Genomic DNA, 22646 nt, shown 5'->3' with positions numbered 1-22646 from the left:
TGGTTTGTTACCTTCTTTTACATGTGTTTCGTTGCTAATTTTGGTATTACTTCTTTTTCTGGCATGGTCAAAAAAATGACTGCAACAATAATGAAAGCACCGCCTAATAGTTGATATGATCCAAACGACTCATTTAACCAGATAATCGAAACAATAGCTGCTACGAGTGGTTCAATACTTGATAAAATGCTCGTTTCTGTTGCAGATAAATATTTTAGACTACCAATATAAAGAAGGAAAGAAAGTGTACCACTTATAATGATGAGAATAAGCATGGAAAATGTACTCATCGTTAATGTATTTGCTATATGTTGAAAATGAAATTCTTGATTATATAGAAACAATGAAATTCCTCCGAGTAACATCCCCCAACCAACAATTACGGATGTCCCCCACTGTTTAATAAGAGAAGCAGGATGGAGCGTGTAAAAAGCAAAGCCAATTGCTGTTAAAATACCAAATAATATTGCTTGTTTAGAAAGAATAATATTTTCAATTGATCCGTTGGTAATCAGGAAATAAGTTCCCGATAATGCAGCTATGATTGCCATGAAATGCATAGTGGAAGGAAGTCTTTTGTGCTGAAGTGCAACGTAAATAGTAATAAGAACTGGGCCGAGAAATTGAAATAATGTCGCGGTTACAGCATTACTTATATGAACGGTTTCAATGAATGCATACTGAGCACCAAGCATGCCAGCAACTGAAAAAATTAGCAGTTGAATCCAATGACGTGGATACCTCCAAATTCCAAAGATATTTTGTTTTGTAAATAGTAAGGAACATAAAATAAATACGCCTGCTAATAGGAGGCGAATGACTAGGAAGTCACTAGATGATAGTTCAGTATGATGAAATAGCCATTGAATCATAGGGCCAGATAGCCCCCATAATGTTGCTCCGCTAATAATCATCATTAAGCCAAGGTGCCGTGATGATTTCATGGTGCATCCTCCTTTGTATGAAAGTTCTTGATTTTTTAAAATAAGCATGAAAGTATTATACATAACTTCTGATACTATCAAAAGTGTCAGTTTCCTATAAAGTAAAGGGGTCAGTTTGTATGTTAGAATTAACGCCAAAACTTGATGTTCATAGCAAAGAACCACTATATGTACAACTATATAACTACATGAAAGAGGAAATGAAATCTGGAAATGTAGCGCCTCATACGAAATTACCATCTAAACGCAAATTAGCTCAATATTTACAAATTAGTAAAAATACAATTGAAGCTGCTTACAGTCAGCTTATTGCGGAAGGGTATATAGAGGCTGTCCCACGTAAAGGGTATTTTGTGTGTGAAGTGGAACAAAGTGTATTACATGTGAAAGAAAAGATGCACCATGTCGAAGAAATATTTTGTCATGATCGTGACTATGCATTTGATTTTACACATACAGGTGTTGATGCTCGATCATTTCCATTTGCCTTATATCGCAAATTGGCAAATGAAGTATTGCAAGTTGAGAATGAGAAAGTATTACTGCTTGGACATCCACAAGGTGAATTTGGATTAAGAAAAGAAATTGCGCAATACATGTATGAATCACGCGGTGTACAATGTTCACCAAGTCAAATCATCATTGGGGCAGGAACGCAATATTTAATAAGAATGCTATTTCAATTGTTAAAAGAGAGTACATTTGCAGTAGAGAATCCAGGATACCACTGGAAAATGGTTACGTGTGAAAAAGGGATAGAACATGTGAAAATGCTGCCGCTTGATGAAAATGGGATTATGATTTCGAGTTTAGAAGAAAGTGATGCAAATGTGGTATTTGTGACACCATCTCATCAATTTCCATGCGGAATGATTATGCCGGTTTCGAGAAGAATGCAGCTCTTGCATTGGGCAGAGAAAAAAGAAGGGCGTTATATTGTAGAAGATGATTATGATAGTGAATTTCGATATTCAGGGAAACCAATTCCAGCTCTCCAAGGGTTAGATACAAATGGAAAGGTTATTTATATGAGTACTTTTTCAAAAGCATTACTTCCATCGTTACGTATGAGTTATATGGTGCTTCCAAAAACACTTATTGAAGTATATCGAAAAGAATATTTATTTTATACGCAGACTGTATCGCGCATTGATCAAGAGATTGTGGAACGATTTCTCGAAGGCGGACATTGGGAAAAGCATATTCATAAAATGAGGGTTGTGTATCGGAAGAAGAGGGATACATTGGTTTCTGCAATTTCAACATATTTCCCGAAATGCGTAGAAATAATTGGCCAAGATTCGGGGCTGCATATATTATTACGAGTAAATAATGCTATGACAGAGCAAGAGCTTATTGAGAAAGCGGCAGCATATAGTATAAAAGTATATCCAGTTTCTATGTACTATGATGAGATGAAAGCTGATAATAAAACAATCTTGCTTGGCTTTGCGATTTTATCTGAGGAAGAAATTGAGGAAGCAGTTCAACTGTTGGCAAAGGCATGGTTTGATTAAAGAAGGAATGAGTTAAATGGGACTTGATTTGAATAGTAACTGATTCATATATCCATAAATAGATAAAAGACAATCTAAAACTTTATTTCCTGAGTTCTAGGTTGTCTTTATTTTCATTTGGATGAAGATTATAATATTTGATTTTCTGGATGACTGTAATCATTCAGTTCATAAATTTATATGAATTCATAATCTTATTTTAAAGGTTTATTTTACGTGAAATGCCATTAAATCGAATCATCTATATCTTTAGAACAAACAGTAATATTATACCATTGACAGAATAGCAGTTGTAACTGATAATAACAATCAGTTGTGATAATAATGATAATTATTATCAGTTAATTAATGGAAATGATTATGGAGTTGATGATATGTTTAGGCGAATTAGCTATTCTACTTTCTTCATTTTTCTTTTATTACTAACTTTGACGAAACCGCTTACTAGTTTGGCTGCAAGTCAGGGAACAGAGAACATGAGTAAGGCAGAGCAATACGTTAATCAAGCAGTAACAATTGCACAGCAAGGTAATCTAGTAGAAGCACAGACAGTCTATCAGAAATTTAATGATACTTGGCTTGAAATTGAGAGTTCTGTGAAGGCGGATTCAGCTCAGGCATATAGCGATATTGAGTCAAATATGGGTCAAGTACAATATGCTTTTATACAGAACAAACAACAAGATGTTGTGAAGGCACTGCAAGGTCTTCAAAGTGTCAACGAAAAATTCATTCATGATCAATACACGAAAGGCAATGGATTTCATAAACAAAACATTACCCTTTCTGATTTTATTGTGATGTTGCAAGAGACAAAAGAAAAAGTGCAAAATAGCAATCAACAGTCGTCTCTAGCCCATATTACAAAAGTTCGAGAATCATGGCTCAGCATCGAAGGAACTGTTGTGGCACAATCGGCTACAGTATATAACGATACGGAACGAGATATGGTTACAGTGAATGCAATGATTTCTGAAGGTAATTATAAGGGTGCTGCTCAGTTACTCGATAAGATGATTGCATATTTGGCGCCACTTGCGACTAAAACTAGCTATACAATTTGGGATGCTGCAATGATACCGATTCGTGAGGGGCTAGAAGCATTACTCGTTGTAGGTGCGCTCTTAACCTTTGTGAAAAAATCTAATGGCGGACAGGGGGAAGGTTGGATTTGGAGCGGTGTTTCAGTCGGTTTCGTTTTGAGCGCTGTGTTAGCAGTCATTGTTAAATTTGTTTTTACATCGGGTGCTTTCGGTCAGAATAATTTCCTAATCTCAGGATGGACTGCGATTGTGGCAGCTATCATGCTTCTTTACATGAGTTACTGGTTGCATAGTAAATCAAATATTGCAGAGTGGAATCAGTATATTCATAACAAAAGTCAGTCGGCGTTAGATACGGGACGTATGATTTCTCTCGGTGTGTTATCATTCCTAGCCGTTTTTCGTGAGGGAACAGAGACTGTACTTTTTGTTATTGGTATGGTGAATCAGATTAGTTTTCAACAGTTACTAATTGGTATTTTGATTGGTCTCGGTATCTTGGCTATTATTGCTTATTTCATGCTTGTTATCGGTGTTAAGTTACCGATGAGGCCGTTTTTCTTAGTATCAAGTTTAATTGTTTTCTATTTATGCTTCAAATTTACAGGACTCGGTATTCATAGCCTTCAGCTTGCAGGTTCTTTACCGTCTACAACAGCTCCTAACTTGCCGAGTATTGATTTCTTAGGATTTTATCCATCTTGGCAAAGTGCGGTGCCGCAAATCTGTTTACTCTTATTAGCTGTTGGGGCTTTCATGTGGAAACGAATCAAATCATAAAGAAAACAATGTCCAATTAAAATAACATATTTCAAATATCAGGAGGAATACATTTTATGAAAACTATGAAAATCATTGCGGCAGTAGCCATGACGGGCACATTAGCTCTAGCTGGTTGTAGTTCAGATAATCATTCTGCATCTAGTGCATCTAAGGCTACAGAGCAATCAAAAGGTAAAGAGCAAACTACTGCAACGAATGTGAAAGATGGGACTGCAAATTTACTGCATGATGCTAAACAGCTAAAGAAAGGCATTAATGCGAATGATGAAGCAAAAATTAAAGAGTTTGGTCCAAAACTTGAAGAGAGTTGGGGGAAATTTGAAGATGGTGTGAAATCACAATACCCTGATCAATATGCACAAGTAGAAAAATACCTTGATCCAATCGTAGCAGGATCGAAGGCAAGTACGATTGATAAAGATACACTTTTAAAATTAGATAACCAGTTGATTGATGTTTTATATCAGATTTCAGAGAAACTCATTCCTGTCGACCAAGTTAAAGCTGGGGTTTCAAAGCTACTTACAAAAACGGATGAATTAAAACAAGCAATCAATGCAGGGGATGAAAAGAAAGTAAAAGAGATTGGTCCGAAATTAGAAGAGATTTGGAAAACATTTGAGGATGGAGTAAAACCACGATACCCAGAGCTCTATGAGCAGATTGAAAAGTCTTTGAATCCAGAAGTGGCAGGATCTCAAGTAAGTCCTCTTGATAAACAAACGCTTGGGAATTTAAATGATCAGTTAATGCAAACATTACATGATTTAGAACAAAAGACAAATTAAAATGAAAATAGAGAAAAGGGAGATCCCTTTTCTCTATTTGTTTTCTCCATGTAAAAATAAAACCATATGCTCTTCGTCCCAATATTGGTCATTATATTTTAACGAACGCTCTTGTACGCCAAAAGTTTTAAAGCCTAACGATTCGTAGAGCTTTTTTGCACCTTCATTGCCAACGACAACATCAAGCATAAGTTGTTCTACTTCTAACTCTTTTGCTTTTTCAATTGCTGCTTGCATAAGCGCCTTCCCAGCACCCATTCCGCGCGCCTTTGGAGAGACGTAAACAGAACCAATTTTTGCTTTATGTTCTTGTTTTAAAAATGATTTTGTTTCTAAAGTTGCAACGCCAACTAAATCGTTGTCTTTAAAAGCACCAAGCGTGTAATTTTCGTTTTGGTCTAATATTTGCGCTTTATATTCAACGGGATCTTCCTTATTAATAAGATCTTCATAAGAAGAGCTGAACGCTTCTGGATTTTGTTTTAATCCCTCGACGCGAAGTGCTAAGTAAATTTCTGCATCTTTTTTTGTTAATACACGAATTTCCAACTGTGTCATCCTCCAATTCTTTGGTGGTAATGTTACATTTTATATTAAAATCCTAATACTTTCAAAAAATAGGCTCGATATATAAAGTGAAACTTTAATCAGTGGGGGTTTTCTTCATCCACCACTGATTATTAGCCCTCACCAATCGGGCTTTTACGGGCAGTTTATCTCCCGCCTAACTTCTTTGCTTTCGCCGAATTTTGAGGTGGGAGTATTACTGCCCGTTAATGCGGGATAAACTGTTTTAATATTTCTACATAAAACTGCACTTATGGAGAAACAAGTATCCAGTACTTGCTTGCTCCTTTTGCTTACAACATGGCCTGTGGCAGAAAAAGGAACTGACCGCTACTATGGCACGGCCAGATGCTCTTGCTCATCTAAAAAGAAAAGGGTTTATATGTCGTTTTTTCAATTTGTATTTATATATAAATAGCTATTTAAAAGGTAATTCTATAGTAAATGTAGTTCCAACTCCGACCTCGCTTGTTACTTGTATGGAACCACCATGCAATTCTATAATTTCTTTTGCAACAGCTAAACCAATACCTTTTCCGCCAGTTGCTCGTGTTCTGGATTTATCAACTCGATAGAAGCGGTCAAAAATATGTGGTATGTCTTCACTTGGAATTCCTTCCCCTTCATCTTGCACTTGTATAAGAAAAGTATGCTCTTTTTTTAATACTAGTACTGTAATATGAGAATTTTCATGAGAATGCTGATGTGCATTATGTAATAAATTTAGCATGACTTGCTCCATACGGCGGTCATCGATGCAGGCGTATAAATCTTCTTGGCAATATAAAGAGATATCCATTTCTTTCTTGTTAAGAGATGGCTTTATTTTTTCAACCATACGCTCGGCAAATGGTAACAGCAAGGTTGATTGTTTCTTTATCGTAAATTGGTGTTGTTCAAGCTGCGCAAGCTCAAATAAGTCTTGTACGAGTTCAGTAATATTTTCTGTTTCTTCTTCAATGATTTGTAAATATTCTTCCCGTTCCTCTTTAGATAAAGACCCTCTTTTTGCAACTTTTGTGTATCCTTTTACATATGTGAGCGGAGTGAGTAATTCATGTGCGACGCTGGCGAGAAACTCGTTTCGTTCTTTTTTCATATATGTTAACTCACTAGAAAGCTGTTCGATTGTTTTTGCTAAGCTTCCTAATTCATCATTACTTTTAATCCCTAATGTAATGGGCTCATTTTGTTTCATCATTTTTTCAGTTGCCTGCTTCATTTTTATAAGTGGATTTGTAATAACCCTTGAAAATAAAAATACTAAAATTGTTGTAAGAGCTACTGTCAATGCACCGACGGTAACGAATTGTTGTGTTAATCGAAAGATCATCATTTTTATAGATGCGGTTTCTAAAAACATATGGACATAGCCAATTACGACTCCATGTTTTACAATGGGGCTGGCTGTTGAAATATATTTTGATTCTTTCCAACGATCTTCTGTGATCATTCCATCTCTAGGAATGTATGTAATCTTTTTCTCAAGTTGTTTGCGCATATCTTCTGTAACAGGGTCAGAAGAGTCGATAATATGACCTGTTGCATCTGTTATGACAAGTTTTGTATGAGAAGGCGAATTAGATTCCATCGCTACTACACGTTCAAAGATTCTTTCCCTATAGCGTTTTTCAATAATATTACGATACCAAGTTCCTTTTTCTAATAAGGCCGTAGTTTCTTCGTCTACACGCATTTGTGCCAGTGTTGTATGAAAAGATACAAATAGTACAGATTCAATGCAAAGAGCTAATAATAAAAAGTACGTCCCAAGCTTTATAGAAAGTTTATTCATTAATGATTCACAACCTTTTTTCTGTACTAACAGGCAGTAAGACCTCTATCGCAAAGTTATGACGAAACAACGAATTTAGATAGAAGAAAAACTGCTAGTATATGCCTGAGTAGTTCAACCAATCATTAATGGGGAAAGAAGAATCCCCATTAATGAAAGTTTTCCTTTCTAATTTATGAGGAGCCACTTTTCCATTTGTAACCTATTTTATAAACAGTTTCTAGGTGTTCTTCAATAGGAAATCCTGCTTTTCGAAGTTTTTCGCGTATATTACGAATGTGAGAATCAACGGTACGATATTCAATATCTGTTTGAAATCCCCAAATAATTTCGATAAGCTCATCGCGGCTATAAGCACGGTTTATATTTTGTAAAAAGAGTCCGAGTAAGGAAAATTCAATTGGCGTGAGAGAGAGTTTTTCATCATATACAGTTACGGTATGTCTCGTTTTATCCCATTCGATGCCGTTAAAGTTTACAAATCCCTCTTTCTTCGTACGGCGGAGTACAGCTTCGATACGAGCAATTAATACTTGCTCATCAAATGGTTTAGTAATATAGTCATCAGCACCTAATGTGAGTCCTTTTACCATATCATAATTTTGATTCCGTGCTGTTAGCATAATAATGGGGACGTTACTGATTTGTCGAATTTGAAAGCAAGCCTCCCAGCCGTCCATATTTGGCATCATCACGTCTAACAAGATAAGATCAAATTCTTTTTGTTGAACAAGATCAAGTGCCTCTTGGCCTGATGTTGCTTTCATACAAAAATGTCCAAGTGGACTTAAGAATAAATCTAATAAGCGAAGCATGCGTTCTTCGTCATCTACTAATAATAGTTTGGCCATAACGATGTACACCTCAAGTTTTCATTATTTATCCTGCATTAAGAATTAAAAGGAAAAGATAGGAGAGTGAAACTCTCACGAATAGAGGTTTCCTTTATATTATTCTACATGAACTTTACAAAAAACACTGTTCATATGGAAAAGAAAAGGACAATTGCCATAAAAAATGCACTACTTTTGCACATTTTTCTTTTATAATAAGCAATGTAGCAGCACAAAAATACCCTATGTTGCGACATAACGTCATGTCATTTTGATTTCAAAATGACAAATTCCATTCTATTGTGTACGTGAGATAGAGAACGTTTTTCGTATTCACCTCGCATCGGATAAGAAAAATTTCTATCTCACAACTTTTTTTGAATGTAGATAAAAGGGGATTTAGATAGTGAACAAAAAAGACCTTGAAAAGCAGAAACACGAACGAAATGTAGCTATAATCTGCATTGTGGTGTCAATGATGATTATCGTTGTTTGTGTTAGAAAGTTTTTTTGGTTGTTATAAAATAAATTGATTTGTTATAGATAAAAAGCCTCGCACCTATTGTGCGAGGCTTTTGTAATGTGAAAATAATGATCCATGAGAAACACCCACTTCAAGATTTGCAGGAGAGTGGGTGTTTTTATGTTAAAAGAAGTTTTAAACATTGAGAAATAACATCATATGTTCTTCATCCCAATATTGTCCGTTATATTTTAAAGCGCGTTCTTCTATACCAAATGTTTGGAACCCCAGTGATTCATATAGTTTCTTTGCCGGTTTATTTCCGGCAACCACATTAAGCATAATTTGTTCTATATCTAATCTTGGGGCATTTTCAATGATCGTTTCAATTAGTGCTCTTCCAGCACCAAGACCACGTGCTTTTGGAGAAACATATACAGAGCCGATTTTCGCCTTATGCTCTTGTTTGACAAGTGGTTTTATTTCAAGAGTGGCAATGCCGATTAATTCGTCTTCTTGAAAAGCACCTATCGTAAATTTTTCAGGATTATCTAACCGTTTTGCAATGGCAGCAACGGGATTTTTTTGTTTCATAATATCTTCATAAGAGGAACCAAATGCTTCTGGATTTTGAGTTAATCCTTCTATGCAAAGTTGTAAATATATACTTGCATCTTCTTTTGTTAATACACGAATATTCATACAAGTAACCTCCTAGTGGTTTTATGTAATAAAATTATATATTAACTTCATTAACTATTCAATAGAATTATATGTTGTATTTTTATAACTATATGTATACAGGTTATAATAACGATATAAAAACCCTTTTTTAGGGAAGACAAGAGCATCTGGCCGTGCATAGAAACGGTCAGATCCTTTCCCTGCCACATGCGTTAAACAAAGGGAGAAAGCAAGTAGCGGTCATATTGTATTCTGTATAGCAGCGACTTATATGCCGAAAAATAAAAATGAATTTATATAGAAGCTGACACAAAGGGCACATAAGTACCTTTTGAAGTCAGTCCTTTTTTTCGTTATCGATCGTTCTTTGCAATATATCGGAGATTCGACATACAAGTAGTCAATTCGCTGAGCTGAATCATACCGAAAAGTGAAACTTTTGGGATAACCTCATTGTTTTGTTTATTTATACCCTTCAATTCGCTCTGGGTGTGTGTAAATATTACAAGAATCACCGCGAATAAAGCCAACGACAGTAATTCCTAAATCATGAGCAAGTTCTAGCGCTAATTTTGTCGGAGCGGATTTGGATAGGACAATTTCACAGCCGATTTTTGCAACTTTAAGTAAGATTTCAGATGAAATGCGGCCGCTAAAGGCAATTACTTTTCCTGTTATCGAAATATTGTTTCGCAAGCAATACCCGTAAATTTTGTCTAAAGCATTGTGACGACCAATATCCATTCGTGAAACGAGAATTTGATTTTCATCACATAATGCGGTGTTATGCACACCACCTGTTTCTTGGAAAGTAGTAGAGGATTGCTGCAGTGCCTTCATGAGACGAAAGCAATCTTTAGGTCCCAAGGTAATATGAATATCGTTCATCGTTTTTGCTTTGGCTGCATCATTTACAAAGACAAAGCCTTGTCTGCTTTTCCCGCAGCACGATGTCACATATCGTTTGTTATAGCAAGTTTGATAGAGTGGATTTGTTTGCGTAGTTGTGACATGCGCAAACCCTTTTTCTTTTTGGATCCATAATTGTTCAATGTGTTTATAGGAAGGAATAATACCTTCTGATACTAAAAAGCCAACGACCATATCTTCAATATGATCAGGTGTACAAACAATTGTTACATATTCTTCACCGTTTAGTTTAATTGTAAGTGGATATTCTGTTACAACCTCATCATCTTTTTGATGAAATGTTCCACCTTGGTAACGAACCATTGTATATGTGCTTTGAACAGACTCCATACGATTTTCCCCTTTATCAATTATTCTCCCATGTTTATCATAAGACAAGAAAAAAAGAAAAGCATTCGTTTTATATAAATCTATTTTAATTTTTCAGCGTAGAAGTCGCTGCTATGCATGTCCAGTTTCTCTCGTCCCCGCCAAGGAAGAACGGGATTTTAATGCCGATTTTCAATATGTATTCACATACATTCCTTGGTTATTATTTGTGTTCTACGATATAATAGAATCGTAGTCATATACATCAATTGTAAGCTTATTTATACATCAAGAATCTACCTCGAAGAACTATTTTTTCTGTTTTGAAAAAGAGCGTATAGCAACATCGTTTTGAAAACGCATTCAAAATATGTTGTACGGTTGGTTGTAAGGAGAGGGTAAAGATGTCAGAACACAAAATTCGTGTAACTGTCGATGGTACAGAGTATATTTCATCTAGTGAGAAAACGATATTGCAGTTATTAAACGAAAGAGAGCTTGAACACCCGCAAATTTGTCACGTACCAGAAGTAGATCCAATTCAGACGTGTGATACATGTATTGTTGAAGTGAATGGAAAGCTGATGCGCGCTTGCTCAACAAACCTTGAAGAAGGTATGCATATTGAAAGAAAGTCAAAGCGAGCGGTTGAAGCCCAAACAGAAGCGATGGATCGATTACTTGAGAATCATTTACTATATTGTACTGTTTGCGATAATAATAACGGAAATTGTAAAGTTCATAATACAGTGCATATGATGGGAATTGAAGAACAGAAATATCCGTACGAACCGAAAGTGAGTGTTTCGGAGGTGGATATGTCCCATCCGTTTTATCGTTACGATCCAAATCAGTGTATTGCATGTGGTCAATGTGTAGAAGTGTGTCAAAACTTACAAGTAAATGAAACATTATCTATTGATTGGAATTTAGATCGTCCGCGTGTCATTTGGGATGATGGCGTAGCAATTAATGATTCCTCTTGTGTAAGTTGTGGGCAATGTGTAACGGTTTGCCCATGCAATGCCCTAATGGAAAAATCGATGCTTGGAGAAGCTGGCTTTATGACGGGGCTAAAACAAGATGTATTACATCCAATGATTGATTTTGTAAAAGATGTAGAACCGGGTTATAGCAGTATTTTAGCTGTTTCGGAAGTAGAGGCAGCGATGCGTAAAACGAAAATCAATAAAACGAAAACCGTTTGTACGTTTTGTGGCGTCGGGTGTTCATTTGAAGTATGGACGAAAGATCGTCATATTTTAAAAGTACAACCGTCATCGGATGCACCAGTAAACGGGATTTCAACGTGTGTAAAAGGGAAGTTTGGATGGGATTTTGTAAATAGTGAAGAACGGATTACAAAGCCGCTTATCCGTAAAGGAGACATGTTTGTTGAAGCAACTTGGGAAGAGGCGCTAGAAGTTGTTGCAGCAAATATGAATCATATTAAAGAGCAATATGGCAGTGATGCTTTTGGGTTTATTTCTTCTTCTAAAGTGACGAATGAAGAAAATTATTTAATGCAAAAGTTAGCAAGACAAGTATATGGGACAAATAATGTGGACAACTGTTCTCGTTACTGTCAATCACCAGCAACAGATGGTTTATTTAAAACAGTAGGCATGGGCGGTGATGCAGGAACAATTAAAGATATTGCAGAGGCAGGACTTATCATTATTGTTGGAGCAAATCCGACAGAAGGTCATCCAGTTCTTGCAACACGTGTGAAACGCGCCCATAAACTGCATGAGCAAAAATTGATTGTAGCTGATCTGCGTAAGCATGAAATGGCAGAGCGTGCAGATCTATTTGTTCACCCAAGTCAAGGTACAGATTACGTTTGGCTAGCAGGTGTAACCAAATATATTATTGATCAAGATTGGCATGATAAAGTATTTCTAGCTGAAAACGTAAAGAATTTTGATGAATATAAAACAATGTTAGAGAAGTATACGCTTGATTATACAGAAAGTGTAACAGGCATTTCGAAAGATATATTAATAGAAATGGCAAAAATGATTCGTGATGCGGATGGTACATGTGTACTTTGGGGTATGGGAGTGACGCAAAATACAGGTGGAAGTACGACATCAGCTGCAATCTCTAATTTACTTCTTGTAACAGGTAACTATCGTCGTCCTGGTGCAGGAGCATACCCGCTGCGTGGACATAATAACGTACAAGGTGCTTGTGATATGGCAACATTACCAAACTGGCTGCCTGGTTACCAAGCAATATCCGATGATGCACTGCGCGCGAAATTTGAAAGAGCATACGGTGTTTCGATTCCGAAAGAACCAGGATTAAATAACATTGCGATGCTGATTGCTGCAGAAGCAGGGAAATTACGTGGTATGTATGTGATGGGAGAAGAAATGGCATTAGTCGATTCTAACGCGAATCATGTGCAGCACATTTTAGAAAATCTTGACTTCCTTGTTGTACAAGATATGTTTTTAACAAAAACAGCTCGTTTTGCAGATGTCATTTTACCAGCAGCGCCAAGTTTAGAAAAAGAAGGAACATTTACGAATACAGAACGTCGTATTCAGCGTTTATACGAGGTTATACCGCCGCTTGGTGATTCAAAACCAGACTGGTGGATTCTGCAAAAGGTAGCTCGTGCATTAGGTGCAAATTGGAACTATGAGCATCCAAGTGAAATTATGGATGAAATCGCATCGCTTGCTCCTTTATATTCTCAGGCAACATATGATCGTTTAGAAGGGTGGAATAGCTTGTGCTGGGGTAGTCATGATGGCAGTGATACACCATTATTATATTTGGATGGATTTAATTTTCCAGATAAAAAGGCACGCTTATCACTTGATGAATGGGTACCGCCAGTCGAGGCGCCGGAAGAATATGATTTATTATTAAATAATGGCCGCATGCTTGAACATTTCCATGAGGGGAATATGACAAAGAAATCGGCAGGTATTTTATCGAAAATGTCAGAGGTATTTGTTGAGATTTCTCCGGAGTTAGCGATGGAGCGAAATGTGAAGGATGGAAGTCTTGTTGAACTTGCATCACCGTTTGGAAAAATCAAAGTTCCAGCGCTTATTACAGATCGTGTAACTGGAAACGAACTATATTTACCGATGCATGCAACAGTAAATGAAGAAGCAATTAATATCTTAACAGGAACGGCAACCGACCTTTATACATGCACACCAGCATATAAACAAACGCGCGTCAAAATGCGTGTGCTGTGTGAAAAAGGAAATCGTCCACTTCCTGCTTCTAATCCGCGAAATAAAAAGCGTCATCCGCAAAATGGTGTTGAAGTGCAGCAGAAATGGCAACGAAAACAATATGTATCACTTGTGGATGAAAACTAGGGGGGAGCATTGTGGCAAAAGAAATTACGATGATTCAAAAAACGGTTGTAACAGAGGAACAAAAGAAACAACAAGTTTCAGAGGGATTATTACAACAATTAGGAGAGAATCAACAAGCAATTGAGGAAACGATTCATTTGTTAGCACAGCTTCAAAAAGCTGGCTTACTAGATGCCGCTGTAAGCTTGCTGGCAGCGAAAGAAGATGTTTCAAAAATTGCGATTGAACAACTAAACCGTGAACCAGTAAAAAATGTATTAAATAATATGATGGGTGCAGGAGAAGCACTATCTTCAGTAGACCCAGAAGTGACAAAGCAAGTCACATCTAGTTTAGTTACAGGTTTACAATATGCAACAGATGAACTGGAAAAAGGCAGGAAAACAGGTGTAATGGATTTCTTTAAAGTATTACGAGATCCAGACATAAACCGAGCAATTACATTTGGGTTTAATTTTTTGAAGGCATTTGGGAAAGAATTGGAACAAAAATAAAGACATGAAGTTGCTTTTCGGTATTCGCTCGTTAAATAAAAAGCTGATAAAGAAAAAAAGAGCTTTACTAAGTCATAGTCATCAAGTTAATAAAAATAATCCAGATGCTTTTAATATCTGGATTATTTTTGTTAGATAGAGAATACAAGTTTCCGTATTTGTTAAATAAGACTTCAACATATGAAATTTTTGGGGATGTGTGTTGAAGTGAATTTTGATATTCTTGAGTGATGCCAAGAATATCAAGTGGTGAATATTTTGTATGGCCGTTATGAGTTTAATAAATCGTCATCTTTAATTAGTTTGCTAATTAGTTAATTTTATTTTGTACCAACGGTGATACAGATTCTTCAGCAGTTTCTATTTCGCAAACATATACAGTACCTATGGGATTATTTGTATCTTCAGGTGTGGAAAAAATAGCTGAATCCATACTGATAAATATTTTTGTATAAACTCCCATAACTAATAAGAAGCTGACTCTAAAAATCATGAAATGAATAAATACCCATTTTAGATTTTTGAATCGGTTCTACTAAATTAAATATTTTTACTACTTACTATTAATTCGAACAGAATGCGCCCCTACTTTTTAATAAATCATCAGTAGTTGAATTTAAATCTTTAATAAGATTATCTAAAGACATATTAGTACCTTCTTCTAAGAATTAAGGTGCTGTTGAAACTGAGAGAGCAGTTTCAAATAACGCCTCTAAAGAAACATTACTTAGGGATTTATAAATTGTAACTCCTTCTGGAAATGTACAATTAAAGGTTAACTGATTTGGAAATACAACACACGGAATACCTGCTCGTAACGCAGCGATTGCCCCATTAGGAGAATCTTCAAATGCCATTATTTTATTAGATTGTATATTCAAACTACTCATTACTAATTTGTAAATTTCTGGAGATGGTTTTTTATGTACAACGTCATCACCTGTTATTATTAATTCAAATTGATCAAGTAAATTAATTCGTTTTAAATTCTCAATCACCCAACCTTTATCAGAGCTAGATGCTATGGCTAATCGAATATTCATATTTCTAGCTTGCTTAATTATGTGTTTAATACCAGGTCTTATTCCCTCTTTTTGTATAAGCCTCTCAACATGTACATTCTTTTTCTGGTTTAGATATTCTTTATCAATTGTATAACTAAGCTTTCTCTCAAGAAATGACCACCAATCAAATGATTCATATTCTCTTCCAATGTACTTTTGAAATAGTTCTATCGGTAATTCCATGTCATACTCTTTATAAATAGCACTAATAGCAGCGAATTCAGGCATTTCTGTATCCACTATTAATCCATCAAAATCAAATATAATTGCTTCTAACACTTTAATCACCTACAAGTTAAAAATATAAAAAAATACCTAATTGTGTTATAAAAAGTATAGCTTTATTATCACAACCTATTTAGAGAAGGGTAGTTTTCATAATGGGCACTTAACAACTACGATTTTCAATCAACTTGTACAACACTTTTAGTATTACAAAAGCAAGTACGAATATATATTATTAGTTACAATAAAGTTGGTACACAAAAGACTTTTAGCAACTTTAATTTATTCCCAAAAATTCCTTAACCATACTTTGGGTAGTAGATGGAGTCCCTCTAAAAACATAAACAATGCATTCTTTTTCTAAACTTTCAAAGACAACCGTACCACGAGTGGGATGAAAATATAGTTCATACTTTCCTATACTTATTGGTGTACTATAATTCCTTATCCAAGAATGTTTCGAATAGTAATTTTTCTCTTTTTGTTTAAGCGCCCAAAGACTATAAACTTTTTGAACAGAATCCCAATAGATGTATTGTGTTTCTTGATTAGTGTACCCCACAGATTCAAGTTCCCATGTTTTGGGTAAATTCAGAGGTAATGCGCTATAATCCTTAATTGATGGTGATGTCCAGTGGTTACTTCTGCCAATTTCTGATCCGCCTTTTCCAGTTCTTGCATGAAAACTTAACTGATGGAAAGGTTTACGAATAATAGTCTCAGCTTTTGTCTTATCAATAGGAATGAGAGAAAGTAAAAATTTTTCCATTTCATCTTGTTCTACATTTCCGTCGTCTATTGAAATTTCAATTTGAGTTTTCCATAAGGATAGTACGTATGATTCTTTACCTTTATAGTTAATTCCCTTCCAATAAGTAATTTTTTCATTTGTATAACAATATCCATTTGCATTATAAATACATGTATCAGGAAAAGATGGTTCCATAATATCTAAAAAAAATTGTTTTACACGAAATTTAGCATTCGGTGTAGCAACCCTATACCAAAATGTGTTCCATTTTTTACCTTCCTCACGAACTGATATTTCAAAAATATTCCAATCAGAACGAGCTAATTTCAACTCTGGTACTAGTCCAACAAAAATTAAATCGTCTTGGATACTTTTTTTAAAACTACTGTATAATTTGTACAATTTCATCCTCCTCTCTTTTTATAATATTTTCTAAATTGCAGTTTTAGATTTTTCTTCTGTACCTTCCTGATAAAGTGGTAATTTTGATAAAAGAATAAATAACATAACAACAAACATAAGCGATGCTGTGGCCATAAAAGCTATTTTTGCTCCGAAAGCTGTGGCTAATCCACCTAACACAACTCCAGATAATGGGAAAGACACTGTTAATACCATACGATATGCAGCATTGATTCTTCCCATAAATTGATTAGGAATTTCTTTTTGTCTAACAGTAAATGTATAAATATTTAACATCACTCCACCGATGTTCAATATTGCATATCCAATCATGGCAAGGCGCCAATCATTAAATACAGCAAGTAAAATTGTTCCTACCAAAGAAGTCAATCCTACAAGTGTAATTGCATATCCCATTCTCATATATTTTATTACAAAAGGGGCCATAAAGGACCCTAATAATGCCATAGCCCCCATTATTGAATATACATTTCCGACAATCGCAGCACTAAGATTAAAATCATTTGCTAAATGGTATGTCATTACGGTGTATAATGCTCCTACTGCCAAATTATATAGACAACCTATAACTGCTAATACCCACAAAATTTTATTATTAAATAAAAATAACATTCCTTCTTTTACATCTTTAAGCACTTTCTTTGGTGTCATTTTTTCATCACTTTTTTCTACTTCACCAAACTTTATTGGTAAAATGATAACTACAATTAACGTGAACAGATAAGAAAGCGCATCTAATAAAACTGCATTAATCGTTCCTACTAAAGCAATTGTAACACCTGCTATGGCTGGCCCAAATAAATTTGCTAAATTATCCATACCCATATAAATAGAATTCGCAGAAGTTAATTGGTCCTCTTTTACTAATCTTGGTAACATGTCAAAATCCGCAACTAGGTCAAAACATAACGAAAGAATTGACAATAAAAATCCAATAACAAATATTGTCCAAATATGAACTGTACCAAGCAATGAAAATACTGGCAACATAGCAACTAATAAAAAACGACCAAAATCGGACCATATCATAACCTTTTTTCTGTTCCATTTATCTATCATTGCTCCTAGAAAAGGACCAAGAATTACAAAAGGTGCAACTTCAACAATCCACATTAAACTCATCATACCAATTGAATTTGTTTTCTCAAACACAAACCAAGGAATGGCTAATCGATAAATTTGACTTCCTATTTTTGAAAAAGTAGCTCCTAAAAAATATATGGTAAACCATTTATTGTTAAATACCCCTAATTTAGTAAATGTCATATTCATTGCTTTTAATCTCCTCTTCTTTTAACACGTTTTGTAAATCAACTAAAACTTGTCTTCCCAAACGCTTTAAAGGTACGGATATAAATGATGAAACAGAATGTCGGAATTCACGTACATTTCCATTCACTTGGATAGTTACTAATATTTCTATTGTATTTTCTTGTGATGATATATTTTTGATATCAATATTCACATCTTCGTGATCGTATAGATGTCCTTCGTTCCGACCTATAAAAACCTCTGAAAATAAATTTAATCTTCTGTCTTTTTTGTACAATAAATATGAACAAATTCCCCCAAGTGCATTGTCGTAGATATATATCTTCTTCTTAGCAAGCTTTTTACTAACTGCTTCTTCCACTGATATATTGTGATAGCTGTAACACCAAGGAGATAATACTGACTTTATTTCATATAATAATTTATTTACCTCAGTATCTACATATCCCTGCTTTAAAAATATCTCTATTTGAATCATGCCCTCATTAACCAAGATAGCATATTCTATTTTGCTCTCACTTAAAATCGGATCAATTATTCTCGAAACTTCCTCCTCTGTTACTCCATATAACATAATATCAGTCAACTTATTATTTTTATATGACTTTGAATTAACTATAGGTTGTACATATTTGGAAAATATTTCTTCCATTTCGTTTGGAACACCTGGTAAACAAATATAATGAATATCGTCTTTTTGCATATAAAATCCTGGAGCTGTTCCTTTTTCATTGGGTAATACTAATGATTCAGATGGAATCATTGTTTGTTTATATGCTTCATAAGGAAAGCTCGCTATCCCCCAACCATTCATAAATTGATTTACTTTTTCCCAACTTTTTCTATCGCAACACCAACTCAGATCAAATAGAGTATCGAAAGCTGTTCTTGTTGTATCATCATGTGTAGCGCCCAATCCACCTGTTATAATTATATACTTACTATAATTAGAGAAATATTTTATAACTTCAGTTATTTGAGGTGGGTTATCGAGAACACTAGTAATGGATTGGACTTTGAAGCCTAAATCAGTTAACTGTTTAGAAAGCCATTGTCCATTTGTGTTTAGAATATTACCATTAGTTACTTCTGAACCTACTGTAATAATTGATACTGTTTCCATTTTCCCTCTCCCTCTTTTATGACACAACAGCTTTTTCTTTAAGATTATTTATTTCATAAATATCAATTTTATCTTGCAATTCTTTATAAGCGTGTTCTAGTGAAATACCAGTTACAATTTGTCCGTGATCTTTTGCAATAATGAAATTATTCAAGTTACGATAATGCATTTCTGTAATAAGTTTTTTACCAAACTCAAAAGTCCCGTACGAATAATACTCTTTAGAACGCAATTCCTTGAATAACGCCGAATACGTAACATGAGGGTAATGAACATGAATCACTGAACCGATTTCATTTGAAAATTGATAAGCCTCATGATGTAAGGGGGACTCGGATGAAGGGGGGCTTGAACCATACCACTCAATATAATTACTTTTAGCACAACAATTTGTAACAATTGTTAAATCAGTAATTTTTAAATCAGCAAGATGTGCTCCTGAAGCTGTAATAAGAAAGCCTTCCTCTAAACGAACAGAAATACATCCGGCACTAGAAGTAGTATCATTTGTTAATTTCTTTCCTATTTTTCTAAATTCAGGGTACCATTTTTTTATAATTTCTTCACCGTCTATTACATTTTGAAGCTGACGATGCTTAAACCTAATTCTAATGTGGTCATGTACAACAGAATCAAAAACTTTCAAGGGTTCAGCCATTGTACAATAATCATTTTCAATTTGTGGATATACTATATTCACGCCTATATTTGTTAATTTTTTCACACTATTTTGTGTAATTGGACTGGACCACAAATTAATATTCATATTAGGTGCTATATAGATAGGAGTTCCTCTACCTATAGCGGTTGCCACAAGTGATGTCGCTAGATTATCCGCAATCCCATGAGCAATTTTATTTACTGTATTATATGTGGCTGGTGCAACAATAATTAAGTCTTCAAGAGGTAACGATGTTTCTTTTGGCCCCTTTTTAAAACTATCTCTAACTGTATGATTAGATATTTCTTCTAACCTAGAAATTGAAACAAATTGTTTTGCATCTTCTGTTATTATTACGTATACTTCTGCTCCTAATTCTGTTAATCTTTCAATATTTTCATATGCCAAGCTGCTTTTCCTTGCTCCAGTAAGAATATAATATATTACTTTTCCATAAAGAGACATATTTATGGATCCTCCTCGTTATTATTTACTAGCCCAATTTATTAACTCTGGTTCCATTGTTTCAATAAAGTAATGATTTTTTTCAAAGAAGCGATATGCCACTAATATTAATTCCAGTTGATAGACTTTAGTATAAAAAGCTATTGTTTTATAAAAATCATTAGGTAATTTTCGGGTTTTTCTATAAGAATTATAAAACACTTCGCGATATGGAAAGTCTCCAAAAATAAATACTTCCATTACTCGAAAGTCATAAAGTGGATCACCAAAAAGGCTCCATTCAAAATCTAATAATCCTGATATAAAACCATTATCGTGTAAAATATTACCAGGATAATAATCCCCATGCAGAAATGAATAATTAATGGGCTCATCAATATAATTTAAATGTGCAATTAATGATTTCTGAACCATTAGCCAATCTTGATTACGACATTTTGTTTCTATAGATAGCAACTCTTGAATTAAAGAAGTAATATACGAGTTTAACCAGTCTTTCCACGTTATGTTTTGCATATTTTCTAAATAACCAACTTGATTCTCACTTCTTATAGAATGGATATTTCCTAACAAATTTCCCATTAATTCAAAAAAATTAATTTGTTCGTTTGTGGTTAAGTATGGTAAAGATTGCTCAAGATTATTGCCTTTTAGCTTATTCATCATATAATAACAACCAATCGAAGTTTGGTTACTTGCATAAACATCGGGAATTAAAGAACCAAAATAATTTTTTAACATTTTTATTGCTAGTAATTGACGAGAAAGCTTAGGTGAAGTCCGATCCTCGCTAAACCACACAATCACTGAATCAGAATTGTTATTCATTTGAAATACGTGATTTAAATAACCTCCTTTCAATGAAACGATATTACATATAGGCAAATCACTATGTAGTTCTCTTAATTGATTTATAATCTTTGTTTTTAATTGTTCTGGCATATCATCTCGCTACCCTTGCCGTTTCCCATGCACACCTTGCTAGTGCGATATGCTTATACTCTTTGCCTAACTTTTCTCCAAAAAGATACATTGCGTTAAATATGTTGGTTAAATGTACACTTTTTTCTTTTTCTAAAGCTTTCTTTAAAAGTTCTTTATATATACTTTCTATAGGCGTTCCTTGCTCAAGTAATAATTGACATATCCCCATTAAATGTTTAGCACTTTGTTTAGCGCTTCTTATATCGTTTAAAGAAACTTTCTCTGTAGAGATCTCTTTTTTTCCAGACTCTATCATTTTTTCGAATTGTTCCTTACTTAGGTTAGGTGTGGGATCCGTCAGGAAAAATTCTAAAATGCCTCTCCACATAAATAACTGATCGATAAAAGGTAGTTTCTCTTCTAATTTACATGCTGCTCTGCAACTTGAAATAGAATGTCTTCTGGAGCCTACGGATTCAATTGCACGTATCATACAAACTTTTTGTAACTCATTATCTTCAGGGTCTAATACCTCATCGATATACCACATTGCTTTTTTTCCCTCGTCGTCTTTGACAAGTTCATACAAATTCCTTTTGTCACTTTCCTCCATTTCTTCACGAGGAATAACACACATATCGAATGGCTTTAACTGTTTTCCTAAGAAACGGGTTCTCCCCCAAGTTGCTTTAGATACCGTCATTTCTGCAAATATAGCTTTGAAAATCGCTTGGAATGTATGAGTTAAAAAACGCCAACGTTCATCTTCGGATAGAAAATCCTTAAACTTATAATAGGAATAAACAAGTTCTTTTCCATGGCCATCTGTCATAATGTCAGTTCGTGCTGCTAACCGAAACAATATTGATTCTAATCGTGAATCGTTTCTCAAAGAATTAATTATTGCAGCACCTTCAAATAAGTTGCATTTCCAGGCTAAATCAATAAAAAAATCTACTATCTCATCTTCATTATCTGGTAATTCAATCTTTTTCTCCTTAAAATTTACACTAATATCAATCGGATAGTACGTATTTCGTTTATAAGAGTCATCTATTAAAAACTGTATAAATTCCATTAAAATGTTATCTTCATTTTGAAAAAACGTCTCACTAGCTTCTACAGCACCTTCAATACCAATTAAAATATGATTGGTCGGTAGCTCCCATGGAGATTCATGTATAGCTTTCCCAATGTATTCTGGTAATACCTTTTGTAGATTAGGTGTTAAAATATTCATT

General features: G+C 34.6%; 18 protein-coding genes. 5 read left to right on the top strand and 13 right to left on the bottom strand.

From position 1 onward, the window contains the following. Nucleotides 1-17 precede the first annotated feature (17 nt). A complete protein-coding gene (locus tag AB1280_RS15190; protein WP_429756344.1) occupies nt 18-944 on the bottom strand; it encodes a DMT family transporter in 927 nt (308 codons plus the stop codon). Between the two features lie 119 nt (nt 945-1063). Here AB1280_RS15190 and AB1280_RS15185 point away from each other — a divergent pair, with 119 nt between their 5' ends. The 3 genes from AB1280_RS15185 to AB1280_RS15175 all read left to right on the top strand — a co-directional run bounded on the left by AB1280_RS15185 (nt 1064) and on the right by AB1280_RS15175 (nt 5075). Then, nucleotides 1064-2461, top strand: a complete 1398-nt coding sequence (locus AB1280_RS15185; protein WP_429756343.1) for a PLP-dependent aminotransferase family protein — start codon at nt 1064-1066, stop codon at nt 2459-2461. A gap of 374 nt (nt 2462-2835) precedes the next feature. Continuing rightward, a complete protein-coding gene (locus tag AB1280_RS15180; protein ID WP_429756342.1) occupies nt 2836-4284 on the top strand; it encodes an FTR1 family iron permease in 1449 nt (482 codons plus the stop codon). A 56-nt stretch (nt 4285-4340) separates the two neighbouring features. Further along, nucleotides 4341-5075: a hypothetical protein gene (locus tag AB1280_RS15175; RefSeq protein WP_272190722.1), complete on the top strand. Its 735-nt coding sequence runs from the start codon at nt 4341-4343 to the stop codon at nt 5073-5075. Between the two features lie 33 nt (nt 5076-5108). Here AB1280_RS15175 and AB1280_RS15170 read toward each other — a convergent pair whose 3' ends face one another. From AB1280_RS15170 to fdhD, 5 genes are all read right to left on the bottom strand, one after another. After that, entirely contained in the window at nt 5109-5624 is a 516-nt protein-coding gene (locus AB1280_RS15170) for a GNAT family N-acetyltransferase (protein ID WP_272190721.1), read from the bottom strand. Nucleotides 5625-6060: 436 nt separating this feature from the next. Further along, nucleotides 6061-7437: an ATP-binding protein gene (locus AB1280_RS15165; RefSeq protein ID WP_429756341.1), complete on the bottom strand. Its 1377-nt coding sequence runs from the start codon at nt 7435-7437 to the stop codon at nt 6061-6063. Between the two features lie 173 nt (nt 7438-7610). Then, entirely contained in the window at nt 7611-8288 is a 678-nt protein-coding gene (locus AB1280_RS15160) for a response regulator transcription factor (RefSeq protein WP_429756340.1), read from the bottom strand. A gap of 640 nt (nt 8289-8928) precedes the next feature. Beyond that, the gene (locus AB1280_RS15155) at nt 8929-9435 is read right to left on the bottom strand and encodes a GNAT family N-acetyltransferase (protein ID WP_272190717.1); all 507 of its coding nucleotides are present in this window, start codon (nt 9433-9435) and stop codon (nt 8929-8931) included. A 444-nt stretch (nt 9436-9879) separates the two neighbouring features. Next, a complete protein-coding gene (gene fdhD / locus AB1280_RS15150) occupies nt 9880-10677 on the bottom strand; it encodes a formate dehydrogenase accessory sulfurtransferase FdhD (protein WP_272190715.1) in 798 nt (265 codons plus the stop codon). Between the two features lie 383 nt (nt 10678-11060). Between fdhD and fdhF the strand changes: the two genes are divergently transcribed. Both fdhF and AB1280_RS15140 read left to right on the top strand, forming a co-directional pair. Next, nucleotides 11061-14003 (top strand): formate dehydrogenase subunit alpha, encoded by a 2943-nt coding sequence (fdhF, locus tag AB1280_RS15145; RefSeq protein WP_429756339.1) that lies wholly within the window; start codon nt 11061-11063, stop codon nt 14001-14003. Nucleotides 14004-14014: 11 nt separating this feature from the next. Beyond that, nucleotides 14015-14497 (top strand): DUF1641 domain-containing protein, encoded by a 483-nt coding sequence (locus AB1280_RS15140; protein WP_429756338.1) that lies wholly within the window; start codon nt 14015-14017, stop codon nt 14495-14497. A gap of 668 nt (nt 14498-15165) precedes the next feature. Here AB1280_RS15140 and AB1280_RS15135 read toward each other — a convergent pair. The 7 genes from AB1280_RS15135 to AB1280_RS15105 form a co-directional block, all read right to left on the bottom strand. Continuing rightward, a complete protein-coding gene (locus AB1280_RS15135; RefSeq protein WP_429756337.1) occupies nt 15166-15840 on the bottom strand; it encodes an HAD family hydrolase in 675 nt (224 codons plus the stop codon). Between the two features lie 223 nt (nt 15841-16063). After that, the gene (locus AB1280_RS15130; protein WP_429756336.1) at nt 16064-16945 is read right to left on the bottom strand and encodes a hypothetical protein; all 882 of its coding nucleotides are present in this window, start codon (nt 16943-16945) and stop codon (nt 16064-16066) included. A 24-nt stretch (nt 16946-16969) separates the two neighbouring features. Next, a complete protein-coding gene (locus AB1280_RS15125) occupies nt 16970-18232 on the bottom strand; it encodes an MFS transporter (protein WP_429756335.1) in 1263 nt (420 codons plus the stop codon). Then, nucleotides 18213-19355 carry a competence/damage-inducible protein A gene (locus AB1280_RS15120; RefSeq protein WP_429756334.1) on the bottom strand — a complete coding sequence of 381 codons (1143 nt, stop codon included), beginning with the start codon at nt 19353-19355 and terminating at the stop codon, nt 18213-18215. Before AB1280_RS15120 ends, AB1280_RS15125 begins: the two co-directional genes overlap by 20 nt. Before the next feature lie 16 nt (nt 19356-19371). After that, entirely contained in the window at nt 19372-20481 is a 1110-nt protein-coding gene (locus AB1280_RS15115; RefSeq protein ID WP_429756333.1) for a flavoprotein, read from the bottom strand. A 21-nt stretch (nt 20482-20502) separates the two neighbouring features. Further along, complete coding sequence (locus AB1280_RS15110; RefSeq protein WP_429756332.1) at nt 20503-21423, bottom strand: phosphotransferase family protein; 921 nt, start codon at nt 21421-21423, stop codon at nt 20503-20505. Nucleotide 21424: 1 nt separating this feature from the next. Continuing rightward, a complete protein-coding gene (locus tag AB1280_RS15105; protein WP_429756331.1) occupies nt 21425-22645 on the bottom strand; it encodes a hypothetical protein in 1221 nt (406 codons plus the stop codon). Between the last annotated feature and the right edge of the window lies 1 nt (nt 22646).

Source organism: Bacillus sp. S10(2024) (assembly GCF_050473865.1).
Classification (GTDB): domain Bacteria; phylum Bacillota; class Bacilli; order Bacillales; family Bacillaceae_G; genus Bacillus_A.
The sequence above is the reverse complement of the archived record's forward strand: the minus strand, read 5'-3'. Positions and strand labels throughout refer to the sequence as shown.

What these genes read in the sequence shown, in the direction of transcription:
- AB1280_RS15190 (WP_429756344.1), bottom strand. Translation starts at nt 944, where the DNA reads ATGAAATCATCACGGCACCTTGGCTTAATGATGATTATTAGCGGAGCA.
- AB1280_RS15185 (WP_429756343.1), top strand. Translation starts at nt 1,064, where the DNA reads ATGTTAGAATTAACGCCAAAACTTGATGTTCATAGCAAAGAACCACTA.
- AB1280_RS15180 (WP_429756342.1), top strand. Translation starts at nt 2,836, where the DNA reads ATGTTTAGGCGAATTAGCTATTCTACTTTCTTCATTTTTCTTTTATTA.
- AB1280_RS15175 (WP_272190722.1), top strand. Translation starts at nt 4,341, where the DNA reads ATGAAAACTATGAAAATCATTGCGGCAGTAGCCATGACGGGCACATTA.
- AB1280_RS15165 (WP_429756341.1), bottom strand. Translation starts at nt 7,437, where the DNA reads ATGAATAAACTTTCTATAAAGCTTGGGACGTACTTTTTATTATTAGCT.
- AB1280_RS15160 (WP_429756340.1), bottom strand. Translation starts at nt 8,288, where the DNA reads ATGGCCAAACTATTATTAGTAGATGACGAAGAACGCATGCTTCGCTTA.
- AB1280_RS15155 (WP_272190717.1), bottom strand. Translation starts at nt 9,435, where the DNA reads ATGAATATTCGTGTATTAACAAAAGAAGATGCAAGTATATATTTACAA.
- fdhD (WP_272190715.1), bottom strand. Translation starts at nt 10,677, where the DNA reads ATGGAGTCTGTTCAAAGCACATATACAATGGTTCGTTACCAAGGTGGA.
- fdhF (WP_429756339.1), top strand. Translation starts at nt 11,061, where the DNA reads ATGTCAGAACACAAAATTCGTGTAACTGTCGATGGTACAGAGTATATT.
- AB1280_RS15130 (WP_429756336.1), bottom strand. Translation starts at nt 16,945, where the DNA reads ATGAAATTGTACAAATTATACAGTAGTTTTAAAAAAAGTATCCAAGAC.
- AB1280_RS15125 (WP_429756335.1), bottom strand. Translation starts at nt 18,232, where the DNA reads ATGAATATGACATTTACTAAATTAGGGGTATTTAACAATAAATGGTTT.
- AB1280_RS15120 (WP_429756334.1), bottom strand. Translation starts at nt 19,355, where the DNA reads ATGGAAACAGTATCAATTATTACAGTAGGTTCAGAAGTAACTAATGGT.
- AB1280_RS15115 (WP_429756333.1), bottom strand. Translation starts at nt 20,481, where the DNA reads ATGTCTCTTTATGGAAAAGTAATATATTATATTCTTACTGGAGCAAGG.
- AB1280_RS15110 (WP_429756332.1), bottom strand. Translation starts at nt 21,423, where the DNA reads ATGCCAGAACAATTAAAAACAAAGATTATAAATCAATTAAGAGAACTA.
- AB1280_RS15105 (WP_429756331.1), bottom strand. Translation starts at nt 22,645, where the DNA reads ATGAATATTTTAACACCTAATCTACAAAAGGTATTACCAGAATACATT.